28 protein-coding genes and 2 pseudogenes are annotated in these 22,656 nt (G+C 71.3%); 10 read left to right on the plus strand and 20 right to left on the minus strand.

Annotation, left to right across the window (positions count from 1 at the left end):
• Positions 1–97: 97 nt before the first annotated feature.
• Together ACWCYO_RS05485 and ACWCYO_RS05490 are read right to left on the minus strand one after the other, a co-directional pair.
• Positions 98–559: an STAS domain-containing protein gene (locus ACWCYO_RS05485; protein ID WP_449783475.1), complete on the minus strand. Its 462-nt coding sequence runs from the start codon at positions 557–559 to the stop codon at positions 98–100.
• A gap of 162 nt (positions 560–721) precedes the next feature.
• Complete coding sequence (locus ACWCYO_RS05490) at positions 722–1,684, minus strand: SigB/SigF/SigG family RNA polymerase sigma factor (protein WP_449783476.1); 963 nt, start codon at positions 1,682–1,684, stop codon at positions 722–724.
• A 254-nt stretch (positions 1,685–1,938) separates the two neighbouring features.
• On the opposite strand from ACWCYO_RS05490, the gene ACWCYO_RS05495 reads away from it, so the two are divergent.
• On the plus strand, positions 1,939–2,334 hold the full coding sequence (locus ACWCYO_RS05495; protein ID WP_270141128.1) for an SsgA family sporulation/cell division regulator: 396 nt from the start codon (positions 1,939–1,941) through the stop codon (positions 2,332–2,334).
• 174 nt (positions 2,335–2,508) lie between these two features.
• The gene (locus ACWCYO_RS05500; RefSeq protein ID WP_449783477.1) at positions 2,509–3,342 is read left to right on the plus strand and encodes a hypothetical protein; all 834 of its coding nucleotides are present in this window, start codon (positions 2,509–2,511) and stop codon (positions 3,340–3,342) included.
• On the opposite strand, the pseudogene ACWCYO_RS05505 reads toward ACWCYO_RS05500, so the two are convergent.
• The 3 genes and pseudogenes from ACWCYO_RS05505 to ACWCYO_RS05515 all read right to left on the minus strand — a co-directional run bounded on the left by ACWCYO_RS05505 (position 3,329) and on the right by ACWCYO_RS05515 (position 6,423).
• Positions 3,329–4,194: pseudogene (locus tag ACWCYO_RS05505) on the minus strand (NAD-dependent protein deacetylase). The gene ACWCYO_RS05500 and the pseudogene ACWCYO_RS05505 overlap by 14 nt on opposite strands.
• Positions 4,195–4,474: 280 nt before the next feature.
• Positions 4,475–5,374, minus strand: coding sequence for a serine hydrolase (locus tag ACWCYO_RS05510; RefSeq protein WP_270150774.1), 900 nt, complete (start codon positions 5,372–5,374; stop codon positions 4,475–4,477).
• Positions 5,375–5,475: 101 nt separating this feature from the next.
• Positions 5,476–6,423, minus strand: coding sequence for a LysR family transcriptional regulator (locus ACWCYO_RS05515; protein WP_449783478.1), 948 nt, complete (start codon positions 6,421–6,423; stop codon positions 5,476–5,478).
• A 134-nt stretch (positions 6,424–6,557) separates the two neighbouring features.
• Here ACWCYO_RS05515 and bla point away from each other — a divergent pair, with 134 nt between their 5' ends.
• Together bla and ACWCYO_RS05525 are read left to right on the plus strand one after the other, a co-directional pair.
• Positions 6,558–7,496: a class A beta-lactamase gene (gene bla / locus ACWCYO_RS05520; protein ID WP_449783479.1), complete on the plus strand. Its 939-nt coding sequence runs from the start codon at positions 6,558–6,560 to the stop codon at positions 7,494–7,496.
• Between the two features lie 56 nt (positions 7,497–7,552).
• A complete protein-coding gene (locus ACWCYO_RS05525; protein WP_449783480.1) occupies positions 7,553–7,738 on the plus strand; it encodes a hypothetical protein in 186 nt (61 codons plus the stop codon).
• Positions 7,739–8,055: 317 nt separating this feature from the next.
• Here the strand turns inward: ACWCYO_RS05525 and ACWCYO_RS05530 are convergent, their stop codons facing one another.
• On the minus strand, positions 8,056–8,505 hold the full coding sequence (locus tag ACWCYO_RS05530; RefSeq protein WP_270141138.1) for an SRPBCC family protein: 450 nt from the start codon (positions 8,503–8,505) through the stop codon (positions 8,056–8,058).
• Between the two features lie 305 nt (positions 8,506–8,810).
• The gene (locus ACWCYO_RS05535; RefSeq protein ID WP_270141139.1) at positions 8,811–8,984 is read right to left on the minus strand and encodes a CsbD family protein; all 174 of its coding nucleotides are present in this window, start codon (positions 8,982–8,984) and stop codon (positions 8,811–8,813) included.
• A gap of 355 nt (positions 8,985–9,339) precedes the next feature.
• On the opposite strand from ACWCYO_RS05535, the gene ACWCYO_RS05540 reads away from it, so the two are divergent.
• Complete coding sequence (locus ACWCYO_RS05540; protein WP_449783481.1) at positions 9,340–9,843, plus strand: hypothetical protein; 504 nt, start codon at positions 9,340–9,342, stop codon at positions 9,841–9,843.
• Positions 9,844–10,196: 353 nt separating this feature from the next.
• On the opposite strand, the gene ACWCYO_RS05545 is transcribed toward ACWCYO_RS05540, so the two are convergent.
• From ACWCYO_RS05545 to ACWCYO_RS05580, 8 genes are all read right to left on the minus strand, one after another.
• The gene (locus tag ACWCYO_RS05545) at positions 10,197–10,610 is read right to left on the minus strand and encodes a gas vesicle protein K (RefSeq protein WP_270141142.1); all 414 of its coding nucleotides are present in this window, start codon (positions 10,608–10,610) and stop codon (positions 10,197–10,199) included.
• Complete coding sequence (locus tag ACWCYO_RS05550; protein ID WP_270141143.1) at positions 10,607–10,855, minus strand: gas vesicle protein; 249 nt, start codon at positions 10,853–10,855, stop codon at positions 10,607–10,609. Before ACWCYO_RS05550 ends, ACWCYO_RS05545 begins: the two co-directional genes overlap by 4 nt.
• The gene (locus ACWCYO_RS05555) at positions 10,852–11,670 is read right to left on the minus strand and encodes a GvpL/GvpF family gas vesicle protein (RefSeq protein WP_270141145.1); all 819 of its coding nucleotides are present in this window, start codon (positions 11,668–11,670) and stop codon (positions 10,852–10,854) included. Before ACWCYO_RS05555 ends, ACWCYO_RS05550 begins: the two co-directional genes overlap by 4 nt.
• Positions 11,667–12,104 (minus strand): gas vesicle protein, encoded by a 438-nt coding sequence (locus tag ACWCYO_RS05560; protein ID WP_449783482.1) that lies wholly within the window; start codon positions 12,102–12,104, stop codon positions 11,667–11,669. The genes ACWCYO_RS05555 and ACWCYO_RS05560 overlap by 4 nt, the downstream gene beginning before the upstream one ends.
• A 36-nt stretch (positions 12,105–12,140) precedes the next feature.
• Positions 12,141–12,392: a gas vesicle protein GvpG gene (locus ACWCYO_RS05565; RefSeq protein ID WP_449783483.1), complete on the minus strand. Its 252-nt coding sequence runs from the start codon at positions 12,390–12,392 to the stop codon at positions 12,141–12,143.
• A gap of 13 nt (positions 12,393–12,405) precedes the next feature.
• A complete protein-coding gene (locus ACWCYO_RS05570; RefSeq protein ID WP_270141151.1) occupies positions 12,406–13,119 on the minus strand; it encodes a GvpL/GvpF family gas vesicle protein in 714 nt (237 codons plus the stop codon).
• A gap of 1 nt (position 13,120) precedes the next feature.
• Positions 13,121–13,564 carry a gas vesicle structural protein GvpA gene (locus ACWCYO_RS05575; protein ID WP_030285897.1) on the minus strand — a complete coding sequence of 148 codons (444 nt, stop codon included), beginning with the start codon at positions 13,562–13,564 and terminating at the stop codon, positions 13,121–13,123.
• A 72-nt stretch (positions 13,565–13,636) separates the two neighbouring features.
• Positions 13,637–13,987 carry a gas vesicle protein GvpO gene (locus tag ACWCYO_RS05580; RefSeq protein WP_270141157.1) on the minus strand — a complete coding sequence of 117 codons (351 nt, stop codon included), beginning with the start codon at positions 13,985–13,987 and terminating at the stop codon, positions 13,637–13,639.
• Between the two features lie 440 nt (positions 13,988–14,427).
• Between ACWCYO_RS05580 and ACWCYO_RS05585 the strand changes: the two genes are divergently transcribed.
• Positions 14,428–15,240 carry a histone protein gene (locus ACWCYO_RS05585; RefSeq protein ID WP_449783484.1) on the plus strand — a complete coding sequence of 271 codons (813 nt, stop codon included), beginning with the start codon at positions 14,428–14,430 and terminating at the stop codon, positions 15,238–15,240.
• Between the two features lie 3 nt (positions 15,241–15,243).
• On the plus strand, positions 15,244–16,311 hold the full coding sequence (locus ACWCYO_RS05590) for an SRPBCC family protein (protein ID WP_270141160.1): 1,068 nt from the start codon (positions 15,244–15,246) through the stop codon (positions 16,309–16,311).
• A gap of 551 nt (positions 16,312–16,862) precedes the next feature.
• On the opposite strand, the gene ACWCYO_RS05595 is transcribed toward ACWCYO_RS05590, so the two are convergent.
• Entirely contained in the window at positions 16,863–17,783 is a 921-nt protein-coding gene (locus ACWCYO_RS05595; RefSeq protein WP_449783485.1) for a YihY/virulence factor BrkB family protein, read from the minus strand.
• Between the two features lie 326 nt (positions 17,784–18,109).
• Between ACWCYO_RS05595 and ACWCYO_RS05600 the strand changes: the two genes are divergently transcribed.
• Complete coding sequence (locus ACWCYO_RS05600; protein WP_270141165.1) at positions 18,110–18,283, plus strand: CsbD family protein; 174 nt, start codon at positions 18,110–18,112, stop codon at positions 18,281–18,283.
• A 742-nt stretch (positions 18,284–19,025) separates the two neighbouring features.
• On the opposite strand, the pseudogene ACWCYO_RS05605 reads toward ACWCYO_RS05600, so the two are convergent.
• Positions 19,026–19,190 (minus strand): annotated as a pseudogene (locus ACWCYO_RS05605) (pirin family protein); the annotation flags it as partial.
• Between the two features lie 131 nt (positions 19,191–19,321).
• Between ACWCYO_RS05605 and ACWCYO_RS05610 the strand changes: the two are divergent.
• Both ACWCYO_RS05610 and ACWCYO_RS05615 read left to right on the plus strand, forming a co-directional pair.
• Positions 19,322–19,633, plus strand: coding sequence for an ArsR/SmtB family transcription factor (locus ACWCYO_RS05610; protein ID WP_270141167.1), 312 nt, complete (start codon positions 19,322–19,324; stop codon positions 19,631–19,633).
• Positions 19,634–19,815: 182 nt separating this feature from the next.
• The gene (locus ACWCYO_RS05615) at positions 19,816–20,220 is read left to right on the plus strand and encodes an SRPBCC family protein (protein WP_270141169.1); all 405 of its coding nucleotides are present in this window, start codon (positions 19,816–19,818) and stop codon (positions 20,218–20,220) included.
• 11 nt (positions 20,221–20,231) lie between these two features.
• On the opposite strand, the gene ACWCYO_RS05620 is transcribed toward ACWCYO_RS05615, so the two are convergent.
• The 3 genes from ACWCYO_RS05620 to ACWCYO_RS05630 form a co-directional block, all read right to left on the minus strand.
• Positions 20,232–20,633: a pyridoxamine 5'-phosphate oxidase family protein gene (locus tag ACWCYO_RS05620; protein ID WP_270141171.1), complete on the minus strand. Its 402-nt coding sequence runs from the start codon at positions 20,631–20,633 to the stop codon at positions 20,232–20,234.
• A 61-nt stretch (positions 20,634–20,694) separates the two neighbouring features.
• Complete coding sequence (locus ACWCYO_RS05625) at positions 20,695–21,324, minus strand: MBL fold metallo-hydrolase (RefSeq protein ID WP_449783486.1); 630 nt, start codon at positions 21,322–21,324, stop codon at positions 20,695–20,697.
• On the minus strand, positions 21,324–22,409 hold the full coding sequence (locus ACWCYO_RS05630) for an S-(hydroxymethyl)mycothiol dehydrogenase (RefSeq protein ID WP_270141175.1): 1,086 nt from the start codon (positions 22,407–22,409) through the stop codon (positions 21,324–21,326). Before ACWCYO_RS05630 ends, ACWCYO_RS05625 begins: the two co-directional genes overlap by 1 nt.
• Between the last annotated feature and the right edge of the window lie 247 nt (positions 22,410–22,656).

Genomic DNA, 22,656 nt, shown 5'->3' on the forward strand with positions numbered 1-22,656 from the left:
GCGGGTTCCCCTTCCTGCCTCGGCACTGTGTTCCGCTTCGTCTGCTCGGTTTCCCGACCACTGCCGAATTATGCGTGCCGCCGCGCGGTCACGGCGCTCACCGGGGTGCGGCGAGCGCGGCGGCCACGGTCGGGTGGAGCGAGAACACGGTGTCGGCGCAGGTCAGTTCCAGCAACCGCCGCACCGTGGTGGACGGCGCCGCGAGGCGGAACCCGACGTCCGCCGCGGCGGCCGCCATCCTGGTCCGCAGCAGCAGGTTGAGGCCGGAGGAGTCGCAGAAGCCGACGCCCGCGAGGTCGACGACGAGCAGCGGCGGATGCTGCTCCACCAGGTCGTCGAGGGTGTTCCGGGCGGGGGCCAGGGTCTCGATGTCGAGGTCGCCCGCGAGCGCGCAGACGGCCGCCCGGGTGGCGGTGTGCCAGGTGCGGACGGCCAGGTCGGGACCGGACGGGGCGCCCGGCCGGGAAGGGTCGGAGGGCTCGGAGGGCTCGGAGGGCGCGGTGGTCGGCGGCACGGTCACGGACTCGTTCTCTGCGGGCATCGTCTTCTCGGCTGGCATCGTCGTCGTGTTCCCCTCCACGGGGTGTGCCCCGCGAGCCTACGCACGCCACCCGGCGCGGGGCCAGGCCGCCGTCAGGCCGCGCCCGAGCCGTGGCCGCGCCGCGGGCGGCGTGCGTGGCGTGCGTGGCGTCGTGGTGGTCCTGATGGCCGTGCGGCCGACTCAGGTGGCGGTGAGGTCCGCGCGCAGGCTGGTCAGCGTGCGGTTGAGGAGACGGGAGACGTGCATCTGGGACAGCCCGAGGCGGGCACCGATCTGGGACTGGGTGAGTTCCTCACCGAAGCGCATGGACAGGATCAGGCGGTCGCGTTCCGGCAGGGCGGCGACCAGGGGCTTGAGCACGATCAGGTTCTCGACCGTGTCGTACCTCGGATCCTCCTCGCCGAGGCGCTGGCCGAGCGGGCCCTGGTCCTCCTCGCCCTCGGTCGCGGGGGCGTCCAGGGAGCCGGCGGTGTGGCCGTTGGCGGCCGCGAGCCCCTCGATCACCTCCTCCTCCGACAGGTCGAGGTGCCGGGCGAGCTCGGCGACGGTCGGCGAGCGGCCCAGCCGCTGGAACAGCAGGTCGCGGGACTTGGCCAGGGTGATGCGCAGCTCCTGCAGGCGGCGCGGCACGTGGACGGCCCAGGTGGCGTCGCGGAAGTGACGGCGGATCTCGCCGAGGATGGTCGGCAGCGCGAAGGTGACGAACTCCGCGCCGTGCTCGGGGTCGAAGCGGTCGATCGCCTTGATCAGGCCCAGTGAGCCGACCTGTATCAGGTCCTCCTCGGGCTCCCGGCGGTTGCCGACCCGGCGGATCGCGAACCGCACCAGGGACAGGTTGAGCTCGATGAGCGTGGCGCGCACGTACGAGTACTCGGCGGTGCCCTCCTCCAGCGTCGAGAGCCGGGCCAGCAGCACCCTGGTCAGCTCGCGGGCGTCGCCGGGCGCGACCTGCCGCGGGTCCTCGACGTCGGCGAGCTCCGGAAGGTCCGGGTGTTCCGGAAGGTCCGGGCGTTCCGGAGGTTCCGGCCGTCGCGGGCGCTCCGGGACGGCGGCGCGGTCGGCACCGGGCGCGTCGACCGTCGAGGCCTCGTCCGGAACCGGGGCTGTCACGCGGTGGAGGAGTTCGTCACTGGTCGTGGCCATGTCGGTCCTTTCCCCTCGACGTACGGTCCGTCCCCGGGTACCCGCCGAGGCCGATCGCATGCCGGTTCGCACTGTGAGGATCGCGTGAACGAACGGCCGGGCGGTGGAGCGGCCGCGGAGGGATCGCGGATCCGGGGGCATGGACCACGGCATCGGGGGCAGCCGAGCCGGCAGGCACCACAGACGAACGGGCAGGGACGGCCGGCCTGCGGCCGCCCCCGCCCGACGGAACCCGGGAAAGGGGAACCCTTGCCATGGAACGTCTCACCACCCGGATCACCATGCGACTGATGACCGGCGACGACCGCAGCCGGGACCTGGACGTCGACTGGTCCTACCGGGCCGGCGAGCCCCACGCGGTGGAGCTGGACTTCACCTCCTACCAGGCGGAGGCCGTGTGGTCGCTCTCGCGCGACCTGCTCATCGCCGGCCTGCACGAACCCTCCGGCGAGGGGGACGTCCACGTCACGCCGTTCGACGACACCCGCCTGCTGATCGCGCTCGCCGGCGGCGAGGGCGTCGCCCTGCTCGTCGTCTCCACCGGGGCGGTCGCGCGGTTCCTGGCCGCCACCGTCAGGCTCGTCCCGCTCGGGCAGGAGCACGCCCGGATCGACTGGGACCGGGGCCTGAAGGCCCTGCTGACCGCCTGACCCGCGCGCCCGCCCCGAACCACACGCCACCGCGCCGAGAGGAGTCCTCGCCAAGACGACCGCCCCCGCCCGGCTCGCCCGGCCCCGCGCCGCAACGGGCCGGGGGCCGGGGGCCGGAACCCCGAGGTGGACGGGTAAGTAGGCTGAGCGGATCGAATGATCTTCAGGAGAGCCATGGCCCGCACCAAACCCCGCGTCCTGCTCGTCACCGACCTCGCCTACCAGGCCCGGGGCCGCCGGTACTGCGACGAGGACATCCAGCTCTCCGCCCGGCTGCGCGAGGACTTCGACGTCGCCCTGTGCCACCCCCTGGACGCCGCAGCGCTGCTGGACTCCTTCGACGTGGTCCTCGTCCGCAACAGCGGCCCGGTGCTCGACTACCGCGCCGAGTACGAGCGCTTCCGCGACCAGGCGCTCGAGCGCGGCGCCCGCGTGTACACCCAGCTGACCGGGCGCGCCGACATGGCCGGCAAGCAGTACCTGCTCGACCTCACCGCCGCCGGGCACCCCGTCATCCCGACCGTCGACCGGGCCGAGGACCTCTCCCGCCTGCCCGTCGTCCCCGAGTACGTCGTCAAGCCGAAGCTCGGCGCCGACTCGATCGGCCTGCGGATCGTCCCCCGCCAGCAGCTCGCCGCCGTCCCGTACCACGAGGACGTCCTGGTCCAGCCGCTGATCCCGTTCACCTACGAGGTCACGTTCTACTTCGTCGACGACGCCTTCCAGTACGCCCTGCACGCCCCCGACCCCGAGCAGCGCTGGCGCCTCGAACCCTACGAACCCACCGCCGCCGACCTGGAGTTCGCCCGGCGCTTCATCGCCTGGAACACCGTCGAGCACGGCATCCAGCGGGTCGACGCCTGCCGCACCCCCGAGGGCGAGCTCCTCCTCGTCGAGCTGGAGGACCTCAACCCCTACCTCTCCCTCGACCTGGTGGACGACTTCACCCGGGACCGCTTCGTCGCCGCCCTCAAGGCCTCCCTGCACACCCTCGCTAGCCGGCCCTGACCCGACGGGCCGCCTCGGTGAGCACCGCGCCCAGCGGCAGGCCGACCCGGGCGGCGGCCAGCTCGTCCCCGCGGGTCGCGCCCTGGTTGACGATCGCCACGGGCGTGCCCGCGCGGGCGGCGTGGCGGACGAAGCGCAGCCCCGACAGCACCGTGAGCGATGAGCCGAGGACCACCAACGCCTGTGCGGCGTCCACGAGTTCATAGCAGCGCTGGACCCTCGGCCGGGGCACGCTCTCGCCAAAGAAGACCACGTCCGGCTTGAGCACTCCCCCGCACGCCGCACAGGGGGCGACCCGGAAGCCGTCCACCAGCTCCTGCGACAGCTCGGCGTCACCGTCCGGATTGACCCGCGCCGCCCCCGCCCGGAAGCCGCCGTTCAGCTCCTCCAGCCGCCGGTCCAGCTCCTCCCGCGAGCCGGTCCGCCGGCACGCCAGGCACACCACCCGGTGCAGCCCGCCGTGCAGCTCCACCGCCCCGCGCGTCCCGGCCGCCCGGTGCAGGCCGTCCACGTTCTGGGTGATCACCGCCGACACGTGCCCGGACCGCCGCAGCTGCTCCACCGCCCGGTGCCCGGCATTCGGCTCGGCCCCCGCGATCGTCCGCCACCCCACGTGGCTGCGCGCCCAGTACCGCCGCCGGGCCGCCTCGCTCCCGGTGAACTCCTGGTACGTCATCGGCACCCCGCGCCGCCGGCTGCCGGTCTCCCCCGGTAGTCCGGGATCCCCGACTCCGTCGACAACCCCGCCCCGCTGAGCACCACCACCCCGCGCCCGGCCAGCAGCCGTACCAGCACCTCCAGGCCGGCCGCATCGGCCGCCGTACCGCCGAGACCCGCCACGGGCACACCCATGCGGTCCAGCGTAGGACCGGGCGCCGGACGCCGGCGAGGGCCCGGTACCTCTCAGCGGCCGTGGCGGCGGCAAGCTCCTTGCCCCGGGGCATCCTGGGCCCACGGATTCGTCATCCGGTCGGACGCGGTCACGCGATCGGACGTGGGTCGGCACGCCCCCGGTTCGGCCGAGCGACCGGCTTGGGCGTACCGGCGGGTGACCTTCGCGGGCAGCCCACCGGCGGCGTCACACCGGCCCCTTGCCACCCGGGCGTTCGTGGGCGGGGCGGCTACTCGGCGGTCAACTCCTGGTTCCACCCCCGGCGCCGTCCCCGCCGTCCCCGCCGGCCCGCCCGGACGCCGTGAGGCGCAGGGCGTCGACGGCGAGGCGGGCGGCAGTGCCGATGGCGGCGTCGGCGGTGGGGAGGGTGATGGCGGTGGCGGCGGCGCGGGTGAAGACGGCGAGGGCGTAGCGGCCGCCGTCGGGGTACTCGACGACGCCGACCTCGTGGCGCAGGGTGGGCAGGGTCCCGGTCTTGCCGTGGACGCGGACGTCGTCGAACGGGAAGCCGGAGGCCAGCCGGTGCGGCCAGACCTGGAGGCCGAGCAGGCGGCGCAGGGCGGCGCCGGGTTCGCCGGGGCAGGCGTCGCCGTGCCAGAGGGCGGCGAGCAGGGCGGTCATCTCGCGGGCGGTGCTGCGGTTGGTGAAGGCCGGGTCGAGGACCCTGAGCCGGGCGACGACGGCGGGGTCGACCGGGGAGTCCCGGTCGGTGTCCTCGGCGAGGGCGGCGACCATCTCGCGGACGGTGTGGACCGCGACGGTGTGGGTCAGGCCCAGCTCGGCCATGGTGCGGTTGACGGTGTCCAGGCCGATCTCGTCCCAGAGCACGTCCGCGGCCGTGTTGTCGCTGACCGCGACGGTCAGGTAGGCGAGGTCGCGCAGGGAGAGCCGGGCGGCGTCGAGCATGGCCGACAGGCCGGTGCGGCCCGGGGTGCGGTCGGTGGCGGGGAGGTCGACCGGCCGGGTCAGGTCGATCCGGCCGGCGGCGGCCTCGCGGTACAGCGTCACCAGGAGGCAGAGCTTGTGGACGCTGGCGGTGCTGACCGGGGTGTCGGCGCCGAGGGAGAGTTCGGCGCCGGTGTCGAGGTCGCGGGCGTGCAGCAGGCCGGTGACCCCGGCTTCGGCGAAGGCGGCCGCGATGCGGGCGCGCGCGGCGCGGGTGCCGGCGGGGTCGCGGCGGCCGGGAGCGTCGTCTCCCGGCCGGTCTCTGCGGGCTCGGTCACCCTTCGTGCGGTCGCTGGTCACAGCGGGAACTCCATTGCGGGCCGGGGGAAGAGCGGGCGGTTGGGCGGCTGTGGCAGCAGGCCGCCGGGTTCGGTCAGCGCCCGGTGAGCGACCTCGGCGAACAGGCGGACGGCGGGCCCGTCCCGTCCGGCCGGCCAGGCGGTGGAGGTGCGCCAGGTCAGCGGGGTGCCGGTGAGCGGACGCCAGACTGTACCCGGCGGGGCCACGGTGCGCGGCACCAGGGCGACGGCGCTGCCGGTGAGCACGAGCGCGCCCGCGACGTCCGCGCCGGGCGGGTCGACGACCGCCTCCGGGGTGCAGCCGTGCCGGGCCAGGGTGGTGAGCATCTCGTCGTACAGCGCCGGGGCGGTGGCGCGGGGGAAGAGCACCAGGCGCCGCCCGGTCAGCTCCGCCACGGCCAGGTCCCGGCGGTCGGCGTGCGGGCTGTCGGCGGCGAGCAGCACGCCCAGCGGCTGGTGCAGGACGGGCCCGAAGGCCAGCCCGGCGGCCGGGCAGGGGTGACGGACGACGGCGACGTCCACGGTGTGCTGGGCGAGTTCGCGCACCGCGGCCGCGACCGGCAGTTCCCGCAGTTCGAGCCGGGTGCCCGGGGAGGCGCTCTCGAAGCCGGTGAGCAGCGCGGCCAGGGCCGCCGGTCCGAGGTCGGGCGGGACGGCCGCGCGCAGGGTGCCCGCCCGGCCGGTGCGCAGGTCGGCCGCGACGGCCAGCAGGCGGGCGGAGCACTCCAGCACCTCCTCCGCCTCGGCGAGCAGCAGTCGGCCGGCCGGGGTGAGCGCGACGCCGCGCGGGCCGCGGTCGAACAGGGTGACGCCGAGTTCGCGTTCCAGCCGCTGGATCCGCTGGGAGAGCGAGGGCTGGGCGATCCGCAGCCGCTCGGCGGCGCGGCCGAAGTGCCGTTCCTCGGCGACGACGCGGAAGTGGCGGAGGTGCCCCAACAGGTCCATGAGCAGCAATCATAGGCATTTCGTCATCGATCCCTTCACCATCATGGTCTTGGACTGGAGTCCTGACGGCCTGTTTAGCTGAGGCCACGGCCGGACCACCTGGCCTTCCCGTACGCCTGATCTGGAGATCACCGATGACGTCCGCGTTCCGGCATCCCCGTACCGCACTGCCCGCCGTCGCCCTGCTCGCGGCGGCCCTGACGGCCGGCTGTGGCCACGGCGGCACCGGCGCTGCGGCGGCGCCCGCGACCGCCGCCGACACCGCCACCACCGGCACGGCCTCCGCCGGCACGACCGAGGCCGCCTTCGAGGAACTCGAGCGGCACTTCGGCGCCCGCCTCGGCGTGTACGCGGTGGACACCGGCAGCGGCCGGGAGGTCGCCCACCGCGCCGACGAGCGCTTCGCGTTCGCGTCCACGATCAAGTCGCTCGCCGCCGGTGCCCTGCTGCGCGGGGCGACCGACCAGGAACTGGACAAGGTCGTCGGGTACCGGCAGGAGGACGTGCTGGCGTGGGCGCCGATCACCTCCCAGCACGTGGCCACCGGCATGAAGGTGCGCGATCTGGCCGCCGCCGCCATCCAGTACAGCGACAACACTGCCGCCAACCTGGTGATGGCCGAACTCGGCGGCCCGGAGGCCGTCCAGCGGGCCCTGCGCGACCTCGGCGACCCGACCACCAACGTCGACCGCACCGAACCCACCCTGAACGAGGCCACCCCGGGCGACCCCCGCGACACCAGCACCCCCCACGCCTTCGCCGCGGACCTGCGCCGCTACGTCCTCGGCGACGTCCTGACGGACGACCGCCGCCGGCTGCTGACCGACTGGCTGCTCGGCAACACCACCGGCGGCCCCTACATCCGCGCGGGCGTGCCCGCCGACTGGAAGATCGGCGACAAGACCGGCACCGCGGGCTACGGCACCCGCAACGACGTCGCCGTCGCCTGGCCGTCCGGCGGCCGCAGCCCGGTCGTCATCGTCGTCCTGTCCGACCGGGGCAAGCCCGATGCCACCTCCGACGACGCCCTGATCGCCGAGGCCACCAAGGCCGTCGTCACCGCCCTCAACTGACCGTCCCGCAACTGACCGTCCCGCAACTGATCTCCCTGACGGTCTGGGACACCGCGGTGGGCGCACAGGTCCGCACGATCCGGGCCGAGCCGACCACGGCCTTCGCCGTCAGCGCGGACGGCGTCCTCGCACTGACCGGCGGGGCGGACGGCGTCGTCCGGCTCTGGCACCTCGACCGGGAGCTCGAGGACGGGCCTTCCGTGACGCTCCCGGTCCCCACTCAACATGTCGGAAGAAGTTGACATGTCGGGAGTCCCACGGCTCGCAAGGGCGCCGCAGTCTTCGGTGCCGACCGGCGCCAGGTCCCCCGGCTCGACCCCGCCACCGTGCAACGGCTGCTGCTGGAGAGAGGGCGCCGGCGAGGGTGGTGCCACTCGGGTGGGTCGGCTGCGGTTCTCGGAGGCCGCCCGGGCCCCTGGCCGGCCTTCATGTGCTCCGGCCCGGCTCCGGCATGCGTCCCTGCGGCGGCCCGGCCCAGCACCCCCACCCGCCCGACAAAGCCGGACGGCCCCGGCGGGCGGGATCCGCCGCCAGCCGGGGCCCTCACACTGCTGCCGGGTCAGAGCTTGCCGCGGTAGCCGCCAGTCTCGCTGCCGCGCTTCTCGATGAAGTTCTTGAAGCGCTTCAGGTCGCCCCTCACCTGCCGGTCGAGCATGTTCACCATGTCGGCGGCCTTCTCCGCCAGCCCCTCGGGCTGGTAGTCCATCGACATCACGATCCGGGTGTGGCCGGCGTCCAGAGGCTGGAAGGACACCATGCCGGACTGCTTCACCTCGCCCGTGACCGTGCGCCACGCCACGTGGTCGTCCGGGACTTGGTCGACGATCTCGGTGTCGAACTCCCGGCTGACACCGGCGATCTTCGTCTTCCAGCGGTTGTGGCGGTCGTCGATCTGCGTGATCTCCTCGACGCCCTCCATGAACATCGGGAACTGCTCGAACTGCGTCCACTGGTTGTACGCGGTGCTGATCGGCACGTCGACGTCGATCGTCTCCTGGACCCTGCTCATAACCAACCCACTCCTTACTCGTCGGTCTGCTGAACCGGACCCGCGCGCCAGCCCTTGGGCAGGCAGGCACGCGACCCCTCGGCCATCTCGCCCCACCCGCGGCGTGCCCGCAACCGGCGAAGATTCAGCACCGGCCAGCCACAGCGGGCGGCTGACCAGTCCCCTGACGGCCACGGCCATGCGCCGCCCGGGCCGCGCCGTGTGGTCCGCACGGGTGAACGCCCGCGCACCCGCGAACACGGCCCGGATCGCTGGGCACTCCTTCTCCTGAGGTGTTCAGCCCTTCCCTCCAACGGGTGGCGCGGTCAGTCCTTGAAGGCGTCCTTGACCTTCTCGCCGGCCTGCTTCACGTCACCTTTGATTTGGTCGCCTTTGCCCTCGGCTTCCAGGCGTTCGTTGCCGACCGCCTTGCCTACGGCCTCCTTGACCTTGCCCTTGACCTTGTCACCGAGGTTCGAGGCCTTGTCCGAGGCGCTCATTGCGATCTCCCTCCGTTTCCGCAACGGCCTGTCCCCGGAGCGGCTGCCCGGATTGCCCGCAGGCATGCACCGGATGTGGTCCGGTGCGGTTGGTCCGGGACCGCGCCGGTGGGCGTGGGCGCTGCGCTTACTGGACCTGGATGTAGGTCGGGGTGTCCGTGGGGGTGGCGGCGTTGCCGGACGTGCTGGGGGTGGCAGTGGGGATGGAGCCGCCCTGGGTGCCAGCGGCCGATGGGAGACAACACCCCTGCACGGGCACTGTTTGCCGGCCTCGGCTCACGGGACCCCAGCATCGAGTGCCGTACAGGCGTGACCTCGGGCCGCAGTGGGCCGTTGCAAGGGCATGAGCCATTCCATGTCCTGGGCCGGCCTGCCCGGCGTTCCCGGCCTGGGAGAAGACGGGGCCGACTCGGTCGCCGGTGGGCCGAGCGGGTACGACGGGGACGTGCTGGCCGCGGTCGCCGCCTGCACGGCGAGGGCCGCGGCCTGGGTAGGCCAGCTCGCCGACCGGCAGCCTGACCCCGCGCACGGCCGGGTCCTGCACCAGTTCGCCGAAGCGGTCGCCCGAGTCGGCAGCGACCTGGATCCCGGGGACGGCTACCTGGGCGGCGTCGATTGGCAGACCCGCTCACACCTCGACGGCTACGTGCTGCTCGGCGCCCGGCGCAGCCACCCGCCCGTCGACCTGGCCGTGATCGAAGCGGTGGCTGTCGGCGCGGTAGCCGCCCTCGCTCTGGCCCTGCCCGCCGCCGCGATGTTCGACGTGGCCGACCTGCCCCGCGTGTGTGGGCTGATCGACCAGGCCCTCGCCGCCGGGCGTACCTGCCGCCAGCAACACCGTGGCGGCGGCTGGCAGTAGCGCCATCACCCCGTGCAGGGCCCAGGTCCTCCCAGGGGAAGCCGATGAATCACGCAACGGTGGATCACGCTCGGCTGGCCGCTTCCAGGCAGGCGAAGGGAGCCGTGGGAGGTCAGGCCGACCTGGTTGCGGCATGTGAGCAGAGTCCGTCCTCCGTTCGGCTTCCTCAAGGCATGCGCGGTGCTGTGTAGCCCGTCTGATCGAAGCGCGCGACAAGGCGCCCCGCCGGCCCGAGACGCCCAGCGCGCTCAAGAAGGTGGCGGACGCGGTTCTGTCCTGACGGGACCAAGGGCACGGCCCGGTGTCCGGGCCTGCGCCTTCCACGGTTATCTGCACTGCGGCGCAGGACGGGACTACTGCGGTTCGTCTGGCGGGAGGAGAGGGCCGAGCGGTCCGAGGTCGAGGTTGAGGTCCTGCATGGTGAGCCCGTAGCGGGCACACAGGTCGTTCATGCGCTCGTGTAGCGCCATGAGGGTGGCTCCGAGGTTCTCCTCCTGCTCCTCGGTGAGGTCGCCGGCTTCGACCCGGTGCAGGGCCTGCCGTTCCATGAGCTGTCGGAGGAGTTCGACGAGGGTGAGGACGAGCTTCATCAGGTCCCGTTCGACGGTCTCGGGGCTGGTCGTGATCCTTCGGGGTGCATGGGGCGGGCGGCCCCGGCCTGTGGCTGCCTGATCGCTCCTGGTGGCCGGCAAAACGCGGAACGCGCGTGTGGCGGCCTGGGCCACCTCTTGGCGGCGGTCCGGACGGGGTGGCCTGTCGGTGGTCACCGCGTCCCCCACTCTTCGGATGGGGCGTGCGCCGCCCAGGGGGCGGCCGTGCGCTCGCTGATCGACGTGATGAGGGCGCGCAGCGAGATCCGTACGAGGTCGATGTCGGCGACGGACAGGACGAGGTCACCGGTGACGACCACTCCGCCGCTGAGCAGCCGGTCCAGGAGGTCGATGAGGGCGACCTGCTGCTGCGGCGGGGACGCGCCGCTGGTCGGAGCCGGGGTGTTTCCTGAAGGGTTCACGGTGCACTCGCCGTGCCGCGTTCGGGAGGGGTGAGGGTGGCGAAGGAGTAGGGGGCCCACGGACCGGTGACATCGACCCGCAGGCCGGGAAGACCGTCGGTGGCGTGCATGGTCTCCTCACGGAACGCGCGGACATGGTCCGCGGGCACGAGGTAGGCGTCGTTGACCACGTTCTGACCGGGGCCGGTTGCCAGTTCGCCTTCCTGGACGCGGTGACGTGCCCACTGCACCGCGTGGGCGCGGGCGCTCACTGCGATCCGTTGTGCCGCCTCTTCGGCCGCCCGGTGGGCGTCGTGGCGGGCGTCCTGCTCCGTACGGCGGCGGCGGAGGTAGGCGCGTCCCGGACTGAGCGCCGGATCAGGCGGGGCATCCGTTGCGGCGGGGGGCCGGGGTTCGGCCTCGATGTAGAGCTTGACGCCCAGCTCCACATGGCCACGCAGGCGTTCCAGGCCGTCCAGGAACAGTTTCTGGTTGTCGTCGAGCATCGCGCGTACCCGGTCGTCGTCGAGGTAGACGGTGGCCAGGCGCAGTGGGAGGACGGTTGTGTGCGCTGCCAGCGCTTCGATGACGCCATGGTGGGCCCGGGCCAGGGCTTCGAGCCAGCCGAGGTCCTCCAGATGCCGATGCAGGGCCGCTTCGTGGAAGTCCTCGGCGGGGACGTGGCTGACGACGGCCACCGGGGTGGTGGTGCGGTCGGGAGTCAGGAGGCGGACGGGTGCTCCGGCGACGCCGGTGAGGGTGCCCGCCTCGGCGGCCAGGGCGGGGGTGCGGTCGCGGGCGACGGCGTAGGCGTAGGTGAGGGAGGCGTCGCTCATGTGTCACCTGGACCGGGTCGTGGGTGAGCGGTGGGCCGCTTGGCCGGACGGCGGCGCGGCGTGGTTGCCTCCGGAGCGCTGACGGGCGGTAGGGCGGCGTCCGCGCGCAGGGCCTCGATCTGTTCGCGCAGGCGTTGGTTCTCCTCTTCGAGACGGGAAGTGGAGTGGTCGGCGCGGGAGGACAGTGAGGGGTCGTGTTCCCACCAGTCGATGCCCATCTCCTTGGCCTTGTCCACGGAGGCGATGAGCAGGCGCAGCTTGATGGTGAGCAGTTCGATGTCGAGGAGGTTGATCTGGATGTCGCCGGCGATGACGACGCCCTTGTCCAGCACCCGCTCCAGGATGTCGGCGAGACTGGCGGAGGAGGTCGGCTGGTAGGGCGGCGTGGACCGGGAGGGCAGCGAGCCCAGACGGTTGGCGAGAGAGTCACTCACTGCTGTCCTCCGCCCGGTCGCGTGGCTGCTGTGCGGTCATGGTGCGCGGTGCTGGGTGTGGGCCCGGATTTCGTCGAGGCGGTCGAGGAGTTCGTCCTCACGCCGGTCGAAGGTCTCCTCGTCGATCTCTCCGGCCAGGAGTGCTCGCTCCAGTGCGGCAAGGTCGTGTTCGACGGGCGCCGGGTCGTAGTACTCGTCCTCGGCGGTTTCGACGACGCGTTCGAGCACCCAGACGGTGCCGCGCACCGGCGCGAGCGGGAGGGTGAGGATCTGGGTGATCAGACCCATGGCTTCACGTCCTTCAGACGAAGCTGTAGGCGGGCAGGGGGCCGTACAGCCGGACGTCGCAATCGGCGCCGAGTTCGTCGGCGAGGCCCTTTACCGCAGTGAGGAAGAGCTCTCGGTGCTCTTGGTCAACGAGGAAGGAGATGTTCAGGAAGTCGTTCCCGGTCGGCTCGGAGGCCAGTTCCTCGCGGGTGTGGGGACGCAGTGCCTCGGTGATGCCGGCTGCCAGGGCCTGCTGGCGCGCGAGGACCTCCCGCGTGACGAGTTCGCCGAGGGCGAGCGGCAGCTCGGGGTTGCTGTTGCCCGCCTTGATGTCGTCGTTGAGCTGCCGGGCTCTGGGCGATTCCCGCAGGATCTGCCGCAGCAGCGCGTCCTCCTCGACGGCGGCCTTGATGTGGTACTCGGCGCAGCCCTCCAGGTGGCTCAGCCGCTGGAGGTACTCCTCGCGGTGCTGGTCGAGGGCGGCCCGGACGGCGTCGTCGTCGGGAGCGGTGAGGCCGAAGCGCAGCGGCAGCACCGCCCCGTCGGCGACGAGGCGTTCCTGAACGGCCTGATGGGCCATCAGGTCGCGGCGTTTGGGCCGCAGTTCCGCAGGTGCGTCGCTGACGACGGCCGCCAGCGGCCCGGCCCGCAGGGAGCGTAGGACTGCTGGGACGGGACCGACCGCGTCAAGGCCGGTCAGGTTGTGGGAATGACCGGCTGCGGTGATGGAGTAGACGTAGACGGCCATCTCATTCCTCCCGTCGTCTGGTGGGCCGACGGGCGGGCCGCGTGCGCCTCGGCGCGGGCTCCTCCTCCTCTTCCTCCTCCTCGTTGGCGTCTCCGAGGTGGAGGGCGTCGGTGACAGCGTCGACGGCACCGCTCAGCGCGCCCTTGCTCTTGCCCCGGGCACCCCCTTCCGTGACCTCACCCACGATGTCGGTGAGCTGAGCGGGCGCTTTGCGCCCGGATTCCAGGTCGAGGCGGTTGCATGCCTCGGCGAATCGGAGGTAAGTGTCGACACTGGCGACGACGATGCGGATGTCGATCTTGAGGATCTCGATGCCGACCAGCGAGACCCGGACGAAGACGTCGATGACCAGGCCCCGGTCGAGGATCAGCTCAAGGACGTCGTAGAGACTTCCGGTGTTCCCGCTGCGGGAAACGCCGGCTGCGCTTTGCGGCACCACAGTCATGGCGCCTCCCTTCGCGGCCCGCCCTCGCGGTGAACGCGGGCGTTCTTGCAGGTCATCGCGCCGCAGGGTTTGTCAGGTCGGGCGATCGACCTGTCCCCGGGTGTAGCGACGGATCCGCTCGTACGACTGCAGTTCGCCTTCTTCGTCGAGCGTTACCCGATAGCTGGCCAGCACGCTGGTCGTCTCGGGGATGCGTTCCAGCTCCACCACCTCCACGTCGGCCTGCCAGCCGCCCTCGACGGGTTTCAGGGCCGACACCGACTCGGGGACACGTCCAAGGAGGTCTTGCAGTTGCTGAGCGGCGATGCGCATGGCGTGTGGCGCGGATACACGTCGACGGGGCCGTGGCGTCCGGCCCGGCGACCGCGTGGGACGCGCGCTGGCCCTCCTCGGCTCCTCGTCGTGCTCGTTGCCAGTGGTCATGCCCTTCTCCGGATCGGGGAAAGCCGCTCCAGAAGCATTCACTTACCGCATATGCCCGATATGCACCAATATAGCCGTCGACTTGTGCCTCATGCCCCGGCGCCGAAGGCCTGCATCGCGGTGGCTGGTCGGCGTGGGGCGTGGAGTACGGGGCCGTGCACTCGGCGCGACATCGGTTCCAGGTGCGGGAACACCGCGGCATGCCAGACTGGGAACTGGGCTCTTTTCTGCCGGGCTCGGCGGGGTCACGATCCCCGGTTCTCCCAGCGCCGCTTCCGACGCGGGCTGCCGTGACCGACGTCGCAGCGGCGGATCGTTGCCGCATGTCGGCGTCGCGCCGACCACAAGACCGGCCATCACGCGCGCGGAAAGACAAGGAACGGCCCCTTCGCTGGTGCCGATCACTCGCGAAGGGGCGATCGCCGGAAAGGGATGCCCCTATGAATGACACCACCAAGGTCGCCTTGGCGGCGGCTGTCGTGGGCGGTTACGTACTCGGGCGCGCGAAGAAGGGGCGTCTCGCGTTCGCGGCCGCCACCTACCTCGCCGGGCGCCGGTTTGGTCTGGATCCGCGCCAGCTCGCCACCGAAGGCCTACGCAAGCTCGCCGAGGTCCCGCAGGTGGCCGAGCTGAACAAACAGATCCGCGGCGAACTGCTGGAAACAGGCAAGAAGGCCGTCGCCGCGGCCGCCGACCGGCGCATCGGTGAGCTGGCCGACTCGCTCAGGGAGCGCACGCTCAACATCGGAAAACCGAAGCCGGACGAGGGGCAGGACGAGGAGGAACCGTACGAGGCCGAAGCCGCGGAGGAGGAATGGGACGAGGAGCCGGAGGAGGAGGAAGAGTACGAGGAGGAGCCCGAGGAGGAGCCCGAGGAGGAGCCCGAGGAGGAGCCCGAGCCCGTGGAAACTCGTCCGGCGAAACCGGCCCGGCGACGCCGCACCGCCGAACCCGCCGGTGACCAGCCGCGCTCCTCCCGCACGGCGCCGAGCACCAGCGCGCCGAAGACCGCCGCCCGCCGACCCGTCAGGAAGGCCGCACCGGCGGGGAAGAAGACCACGGCCAAGAGTCCGCCAGCGGCGAAGAAGTCGTCGGCCCGCGCCACGACGTCGAAGACCGCCGCATCCAAGCCCGCGCGCGAGAAAGCGCCGACGCCGGCGAAGAAGACCGCAGCGAAGAAGACCGCAGCGAAAAGGACCGCGGCGAGCAAAAGCACCGCTGCCAAGCCGTCAACGCGGACCCGGCGGAGGTGAGCCATGGCCGCCACGGGAGATAGGTCCGCAGCCGGGTCGGGAGTCGACCAGCTACGTGAAGAAGTCGTCAACTTCCTCGGCGCCCAGCTGGAGCACCTGGTGGAGAAGGCGGCTGAGAAGGTCTCCGACCTCACCGACACCCTTGGTGACGTCGCCCAGAACGGAGGCGTCCTGCCCAAGGTCGGTTCCCGTGTCCTGCAGGGTGACTCCCCGCTCAAGGCCTTCATGGGCGAGAAGGCTAAGAGCATCAAGGACAACCTCGTCGACAAGGCCAAGGAGACGTTCGGGGGAGGCGGCAAGCCCGGCCGCAAGGCGGGCAAGAAGACGATGAACATCGTGGAGGCACTGGATGTCGGCGTCCCTGTGCGCACCGCCTACGACCACTGGACGCAGTACGAGGATTTCAGCGGCTTCGCGAAGGGTGTGCAGAGCGTTTCACAGGGCGATGAAGTCACCACCGACTGGAAGGTGAAAGTCGGACCCTCTAAACGCAGCTTCAAGGCAACGGTCCAGGAGCAGATCCCGGACGAGCGCATCGTGTGGACCTCCGAAGGAGCCAAGGGCAGCACTCGGGGGGTCGTCAGCTTCCACGAGCTCACCCCGAACCTGACCCGCATCGTCCTCGTCGTCGAGTACTACCCCAACGGCTTCTTCGAGAAGACCGGCAACATCTGGCGCGCCCAGGGCCGGCGCCTCCGCCTCGACTTCAAGAACTTCCAGCGGCACGTCTCCCTGTCCAACGACGAAGCCCAAGGCTGGCGCGGTGAGATCCGCGACGGCGAGGTGGTGCGCACGCACGAGGAGGCGATGGAAGACGAAGCCGCCGAGGACGACCGGCTCGGAGAAGACGAATACGACGAAGAGGAGGAGCCCGAGGAGGAGTACGACGACGAGGAAGAAGAGCCCGAGGGTGAGTACGACGAGGAAGAGGAGGAGCCCGAGGGCGAGTACGACGAGGAAGAGGAGGAGCCCGAGGACGAGTACGACGACGAGTACGACGATCGCGACTACGGGGAAGAGGACGAACAACCGGAAGAGGAGGATGAGGAGTACGTGGAGGAAGCCCACTGACCGGCCCCGGGGCAGCCAACCCGCACTGCGCACCGGCCCGACTGCCGAGCCCGCGGCGGAGGCGAGCAGCCACCCGGCTTGCAGCTGGCAGCGAGGTGGCGTTGCTCCTGCCCCTGGCCATCCTCCAGCCGGGAAGCCGAAGGCGACGGCTCGCCAGGCCCACCAGGCGCGGACCGGCCCCCCGATCGTGTCAGGGACATGGCCGCCCAGGCCAGCCGCCGGCCTGGGCGCCGAAACCCAAGCACCGACCACATCCTGCACTGGCCCCAGTGGCGCTCCCGACGCCACAGGCCCGGACCAGCCGCTGGCTCGCCCTGGCCGGCGCCCTCTACGGGTGGGCCCCGCGCTCGCGGGGGTTGCTCCGGTGACCACGTTCGTCGACCAGGGCGGAGCCGAGGACTCCCCGGATCTCCCCACTCCATGCCCGCCATAGCGATCTCTTGCACGAAGGACCGGCCTAGAGATCAGGCCGCCCGGAGTCTCGGGCCCCGGCCAGTAAATGCTTTCGTAAGCATTTCGTTGGGGCCTACGACTGGTCCCAACCTTACGGGTCAGGTGTCGCCTTGGTGCGGCCGCCCGTCCTCGGGGGACGCATTGTCATCGTCGAAGTCGACGTCGACGTGCTGCTCGGGGCGGCGTTCTTCCTGGTTCGCGATGGATTCCAGGACTTTCTCGTCTGCCTCGGTGAGCGGTGGCTGCAGAATGCTTCGCGGCCACAGTCGCCGGTGCAGAACCACGTTGGTCTCGGCCGCGTACACGGTGATCGTCGCGGCCAGAGCGAGCCAGGAGAGCAGGCCGATCACGGTTGCGAAGAACCCGTAGACAGCTGTGGCGTGGCGCAGCTGGTGGGCCACGAGGACGGCACCGAAGGCCTGCAGGACGGTGAACAAAGGCCCGGCGATCGCACATCCGGGCAGCAGGGCGCGAGTGGAGATGATCTTGGGAGTCAGGATGCGAAAGCAGGCCAGGCACAGGCCCGTGTTGAGCAAGGCGGACAGGACGAGGGCGCCGATGTGGGCGGCCAGCCCGCCAAGAGTGGTGGCGACGAGGGTAGCGGCGGCCGTGGCGAGTAGCAGGCCCACGGCGAGGGTGCTGAACAGCAGCAGGCTGCGGGCCAGGCGCGGGAAGTAGCCGGGGCGGACCACTCCGGGCACGTTCCAGACCTCGGCCATGGCGTGCTGAAGGACCTGGGCGATACCGAGCGCGCCATATACCAGGCCGAGGAGGGCAACGACGAGGGCGAGGCCGCTGCCCTGGACGGAGTGGACGTTCTGGCGGAGCTGATCGCCGATGATGGGAAAGTCGACGAGCGCGGAGTTGACGATGGTCTTCTGGGCGCCGGGGTGTCCGTGGAGGATGAAGCTGAGAATGGTGCTGAGCAGGAGCAGCAGCGGGATCAGGGCCATGAACCCGTAGTAGGCGATCAGGGCTGTGAGCAGACTGCCGCGGTCATCTCCGTACTTCTTGATCACGCCGACGACCATTCCCGGGACCGCGTGGTGCTGCTGGGCACGGTCGAGAGCGCGGAGGGTGCGTTCGACGGGGTTCATGCCTGGGCCTTCCGGGCTGGGGGACAGTCGGCTGGGTACGGCGGCCGCAGCTGCCAGCACCAATGTCAGCCCAACCGTTGACCAGATCCGGAGGACGCCGCGCGGCTGGCTCCGGGACCGTGGTGCGGGCCGCGGATGACCCTGACCCATGTGGGTCGACGGCCAGCGCGCTCCATAGCTTTCGGGCGTAAAGGTGCCGATACGGGGCAGACGCGGTGCAGGTAACCGGGCTCATGAGGAGGATGGTCATGGGCGCAGGTAAGAAGATAGAACACACGGCAGAGACCGTTAAGGGAAAGACAAAGGAAGCCGCCGGCAAGGCCGTCGGAAACGAGACCCTCACGGCCAAGGGCAAAGCCGAGCAGGTGAAGGGTGACATGCTCCAGGCTGGCCAGAAGGCAAAGGATGCCCTCAAGCACTGACCAAACACCCCTGGAACGCAAGTCCGCCTCCCATCACTAGTACCGGGGGCGGACTTGCTGCGTCGCCTGCCTTTGACTTCACCGAACGCCTGCGCCGCCCCAGCAGACCTCAGCGTCGGCCACCGTCCTTCAGGGTGGCTAATTGGCGTCTCCCCACCCCCAGCCACCGTCGGATGCCGGCCGGTGCCAGTAGATCGGGCCCGCGACTCTGTCCCTGCTCACCTGGAGCGCGTAGTCGCGAACGACCACGACGGCCAGCGGAACGTGCTTGCCGATCGGGCCGGGCAGGTCACCGGATAGTCCGCCAGCCTCCGTCCGTACCGGCTGTGCACCCGATCGGACGGCGCCCCGCAGTCTGGACACGGCACGGGCACGGCCTCCGGCGTCGATGCCTCGATCACCACGCGGCCGTCCCGCACCTCCTTGCACTCGATCCGCATGCCCACGAGATGCGGAAGCAGAAAGGAGTTCACCTCACACGCGGTCAGCATCCACCCGGATAGGACGGAGCGTCACCGAGCGCACGGAAGCACGATCGACTTCACGGAACCGTGCCTGAACCGCATCAATCCGATAGACCCTGTCACGCGTGGCCAAACATGAGAATCGGCAAGCCCTCATTTCGAGCCTCCAGAGCGGCCCGCACGACGTTGGGGCGCGCCTCACGCCAGGGCCTGAGGCGCGCCCGGGGTGCACCGGCCAGCAAGCACCAGACACAATCCGCAAGCGACGTTTCCACAGGTCAGCGCATTCGTCCGCGCACCTTCAGTGGGATCGACGGGAGCTCTGGGGCCCGCAACCGGGCGTCGTCGTAGCCATGGACTTCACCGAATCGCGAGCCCTTCTCCCAGTCGTTCCGCGCCTGTACGATCTCCTCACCGGATCGGCCGATGAAGTTCCACCACATGGCAATCAGCCGAACCACCGGGGCCCATCGACCCTGGCGGCCCGCACCCCGCCACCCCCCATCGTCCGCCAGAGCGCGTCACAGGTCGGAAGAAGTTGACGTGTCGGGAATCCCCGACGCATGATGGGGTCATGGCGGACGTCGACGTCTTCAGTGCGCTGGCCAACCCGGTGCGGCGCAGGTTGCTGGAAAGCCTCCGGAGCGGGCCTCGCGCGGCTGGCGAGCTGGCGGGCGACTTCGAACTCAGCAGACCGGCAGTCTCCGAGCACCTGGCGGTGCTCAAGAGTGCCCGGCTAGTGCGCGAGGAGCCACGCGGACGGCATCGGTACTACCACTTGGAGCCCGATCCGCTCGCCGAGGTCGAGGAGTGGCTCCATCCGTTTGAGCGGTATTGGAGACAGCGGATGCGATCGCTGCGCGATGTCCTCGAGAAGGAGAGCTGACGAGCGCCTCCGGAGAGAGCCATCACAGGGCACTTTCCGGGCACACGAGGGGTGAAAACGCTGCTGACCAGGGAAAACTGGTGAATACGGTTTCCGCAGGTCAGGGGGACGCATTACCCGTACGAGCACTACTGGTGGGCGCGGATGCGTTCGCTGCACGGGCTCCTGGACGAGGAGAGTTCATGACCGAGAAGGCCGCGATCCACTGCGACGAGTTCCTGCCGTACCCGCCGGCGCGGGTGTGGGAGGCGTTGACCGATCCGGAGCTGCACGCGCGGTGGTGGGCCGCCGGAGACGTGAAGGCGGTGGTCGGACACCGGTTCACCCTGGACATGGGGCCGTGGGGGCAGCAGCCGTGCGAGGTGGTCGAGGTGGAGGTGGAGCGGTTGCTGCGGTACGGCTTCGGCGCGGGCTCGCTGGACACCACCGTGACCTGGCGGCTGGTGCCCGAGGGGCACGGGACGCGGCTGCTGCTGGAGCACGCGGGGTTCGACCTGGACACCCCGATGGGCCGGCAGGCCCACCACGGGATGGGGCAGGGCTGGCCGTCGGTGCTGCGCCGGATCGCCCCGGCACTCGCGGAGTAAGGAGCAAGGAGTCAGGCGCGGCCGAGGACGCGCTCGACGGCGATCTCGATGACCACCCGGTCCGGGTTCTCCCGCGGCGTGCGGTAGCGCTCGGCGTAGCGGCGCTCGGCGTCGGTGACCTGCTCGGGCTCCTCGCGCACCACGGCGACGCCCTCCAGGGTGGACCAGCGGGCCCGGTCGACCTGGCAGACCGCGACCGGCAGGCCCTCGGGCCCGGCGGCCGCCACGTTGCGGGCCTTGCGGCTGGTGCGGCTGGTGATGACCCGGGCCGTTCCGGTCGCCGGGTCGAAGGTGACGCCGACCGGCACCACGTGCGGGGTGCCGTCGGGGCGGGTGGTGGTCAGGGTGGAGATGTGCCGCTCGCGCCAGAAGGCGAGGAAGGCGTCGTCGAGGTCGCGCGGGTCGTGGGCCATGATCGCGATGGTACGGCCCCCGGGAAACGATCAACTCCCGGGGGCCGTGCCGGCACGGAGATCAGTGGCCGCGGGCGATCCACTCCGGCAGGGCCGGGGCCTCGGCTCCGATCGTGGTCGGGTCGCCGTGGCCGGTGCGCACCACCGTGTCGGCTGGGAGGGAGAGCAGCCGTTCCCGGATCGAGTCGATGATGGTCGGGAAGTGCGAGAACGAGCGGCCGGTCGCGCCCGGGCCGCCCTGGAACAGGGTGTCGCCGGTGAACACGGTGCCGAGCCCGGGCGCGTACAGGCAGACCGCGCCGGGCGCGTGGCCGGGGGTGTGCAGCACGGTCAGCTCGGTGCCGGCCACCTCGATCCGCTGGCCGTCGGTGAGTTCGCCGTCCGGGAGCCGCTCGGGGTGGGTGAGCTTCCACAGCGGGAGGTCGTCCGGGTGCAGCAGGATCGGCGCGCCGGTGCGCTCGGCCAGGGCCGGGGCGGCGTCGACGTGGTCGTTGTGGGCGTGGGTGGAGACGATCGCCAGCAGCCGGCGCCCGCCGAGCGCGGCCTCGATGGCGTCGGCGTCGTGCGCGGCGTCGATCACCACCGCCTCCTCGTCGTCGCCGACGATCCAGACGTTGTTCGCCACCTCCCAGCTGCCGCCGTCGAGTTCGAAGGTCCCGGCGGTGACCAGCCGGTCGATCCGGGCGGCCATCAGAACACCACCACCGAGCGGAGGACGTCGCCGTGGTGCATGCGCTCGAAGGCCTGCTCCACCGCGTCGAGCGCGATGGTCTCGGTGACGAAGGCGCCGAGGTCCAGGCGGCCCTGGAGGTACAGGTCGATCAGCATCGGGAAGTCCCGGGAGGGCAGGCAGTCGCCGTACCAGGAGGACTTGAGCGCGCCGCCGCGGCCGAAGACGTCCAGCAGCGGCAGTTCGAGGGTCATCTCGGGCGTCGGCACACCGACCAGGACGACGGTGCCGGCGAGGTCGCGGGCGTAGAAGGCCTGCTGGTACGTCTCCGGGCGGCCGACGGCCTCCACCACGACGTCCGCGCCGTTGCCGCCGGTCAGCTCGCGGATCGCCTCGACCGGGTCGGTGGTGCGGGAGTTGACGGTGTGGGTGGCGCCGAGCTTGCGGGCGGTCTCCAGCTTGCGGTCGTCGATGTCCACCGCGATGATCTCGGAGGCGCCGGCCAGCCGGGAGCCCATCACCGCCGCCCCGCCGACGCCGCCGCAGCCGATCACGGCGACGGTGTCGCCGCGGCCGACGTTGCCGGTGTTGATCGCGGCGCCGAGGCCCGCCATCACGCCGCAGCCCAGCAGGCCGGCGACGGCCGGCTCGGCGGCCGGGTCGACCTTGGTGCACTGCCCGGCCGCGACCAGGGTCTTCTCGGCGAAGGCACCGATGCCCAGCGCCGGGGACAGCTCGGTGCCGTCCAGCAGCGTCATCTTCTGCTTGGCGTTGTGGGTGTTGAAGCAGTACTGCGGACGCCCGCGCTTGCAGGCGCGGCACTGGCCGCACACCGCACGCCAGTTGAGGATGACGAAGTCGCCGGGCTCGACCTCGGTCACGCCCTCGCCGACCGACTCAACGATGCCCGCGGCCTCGTGGCCGAGCAGGAACGGGAACTCGTCGTTGATGCCGCCCTCGCGGTAGTGGAGGTCCGTGTGGCAGACGCCGCACGCCTGGATCCGGACCACCGCCTCGCCCGGCCCCGGGTCCGGCACCACGATCGTGGTCACCTCCACGGGCGCGCCCTTGGCACGCGCGATGACTGCCTTGACCTGCTGGGCCATCCGATTCCACCTCCGTCGGCCGGGTGCGGCTCTGCACCGGCGTGACCTGCGACGAGCGACTGCAGGAGAACTCTAGAAGCACTCCGGTGCGTCCGCCCACGAAGGGTATCCGACACGTGCCGCGGGCATATCCGCCGCCTGACCACGGCTCACGCGGCGCCCGATCCCGCGCGGTCCGGCTCCAGGGGGCGCGCGGCTCGCGCTGAGCGCTCGTCAGCGTGCCACGAACTGCCCGGAAAGCACCGCC

This window comes from Kitasatospora sp. NPDC001683, assembly GCF_053596495.1.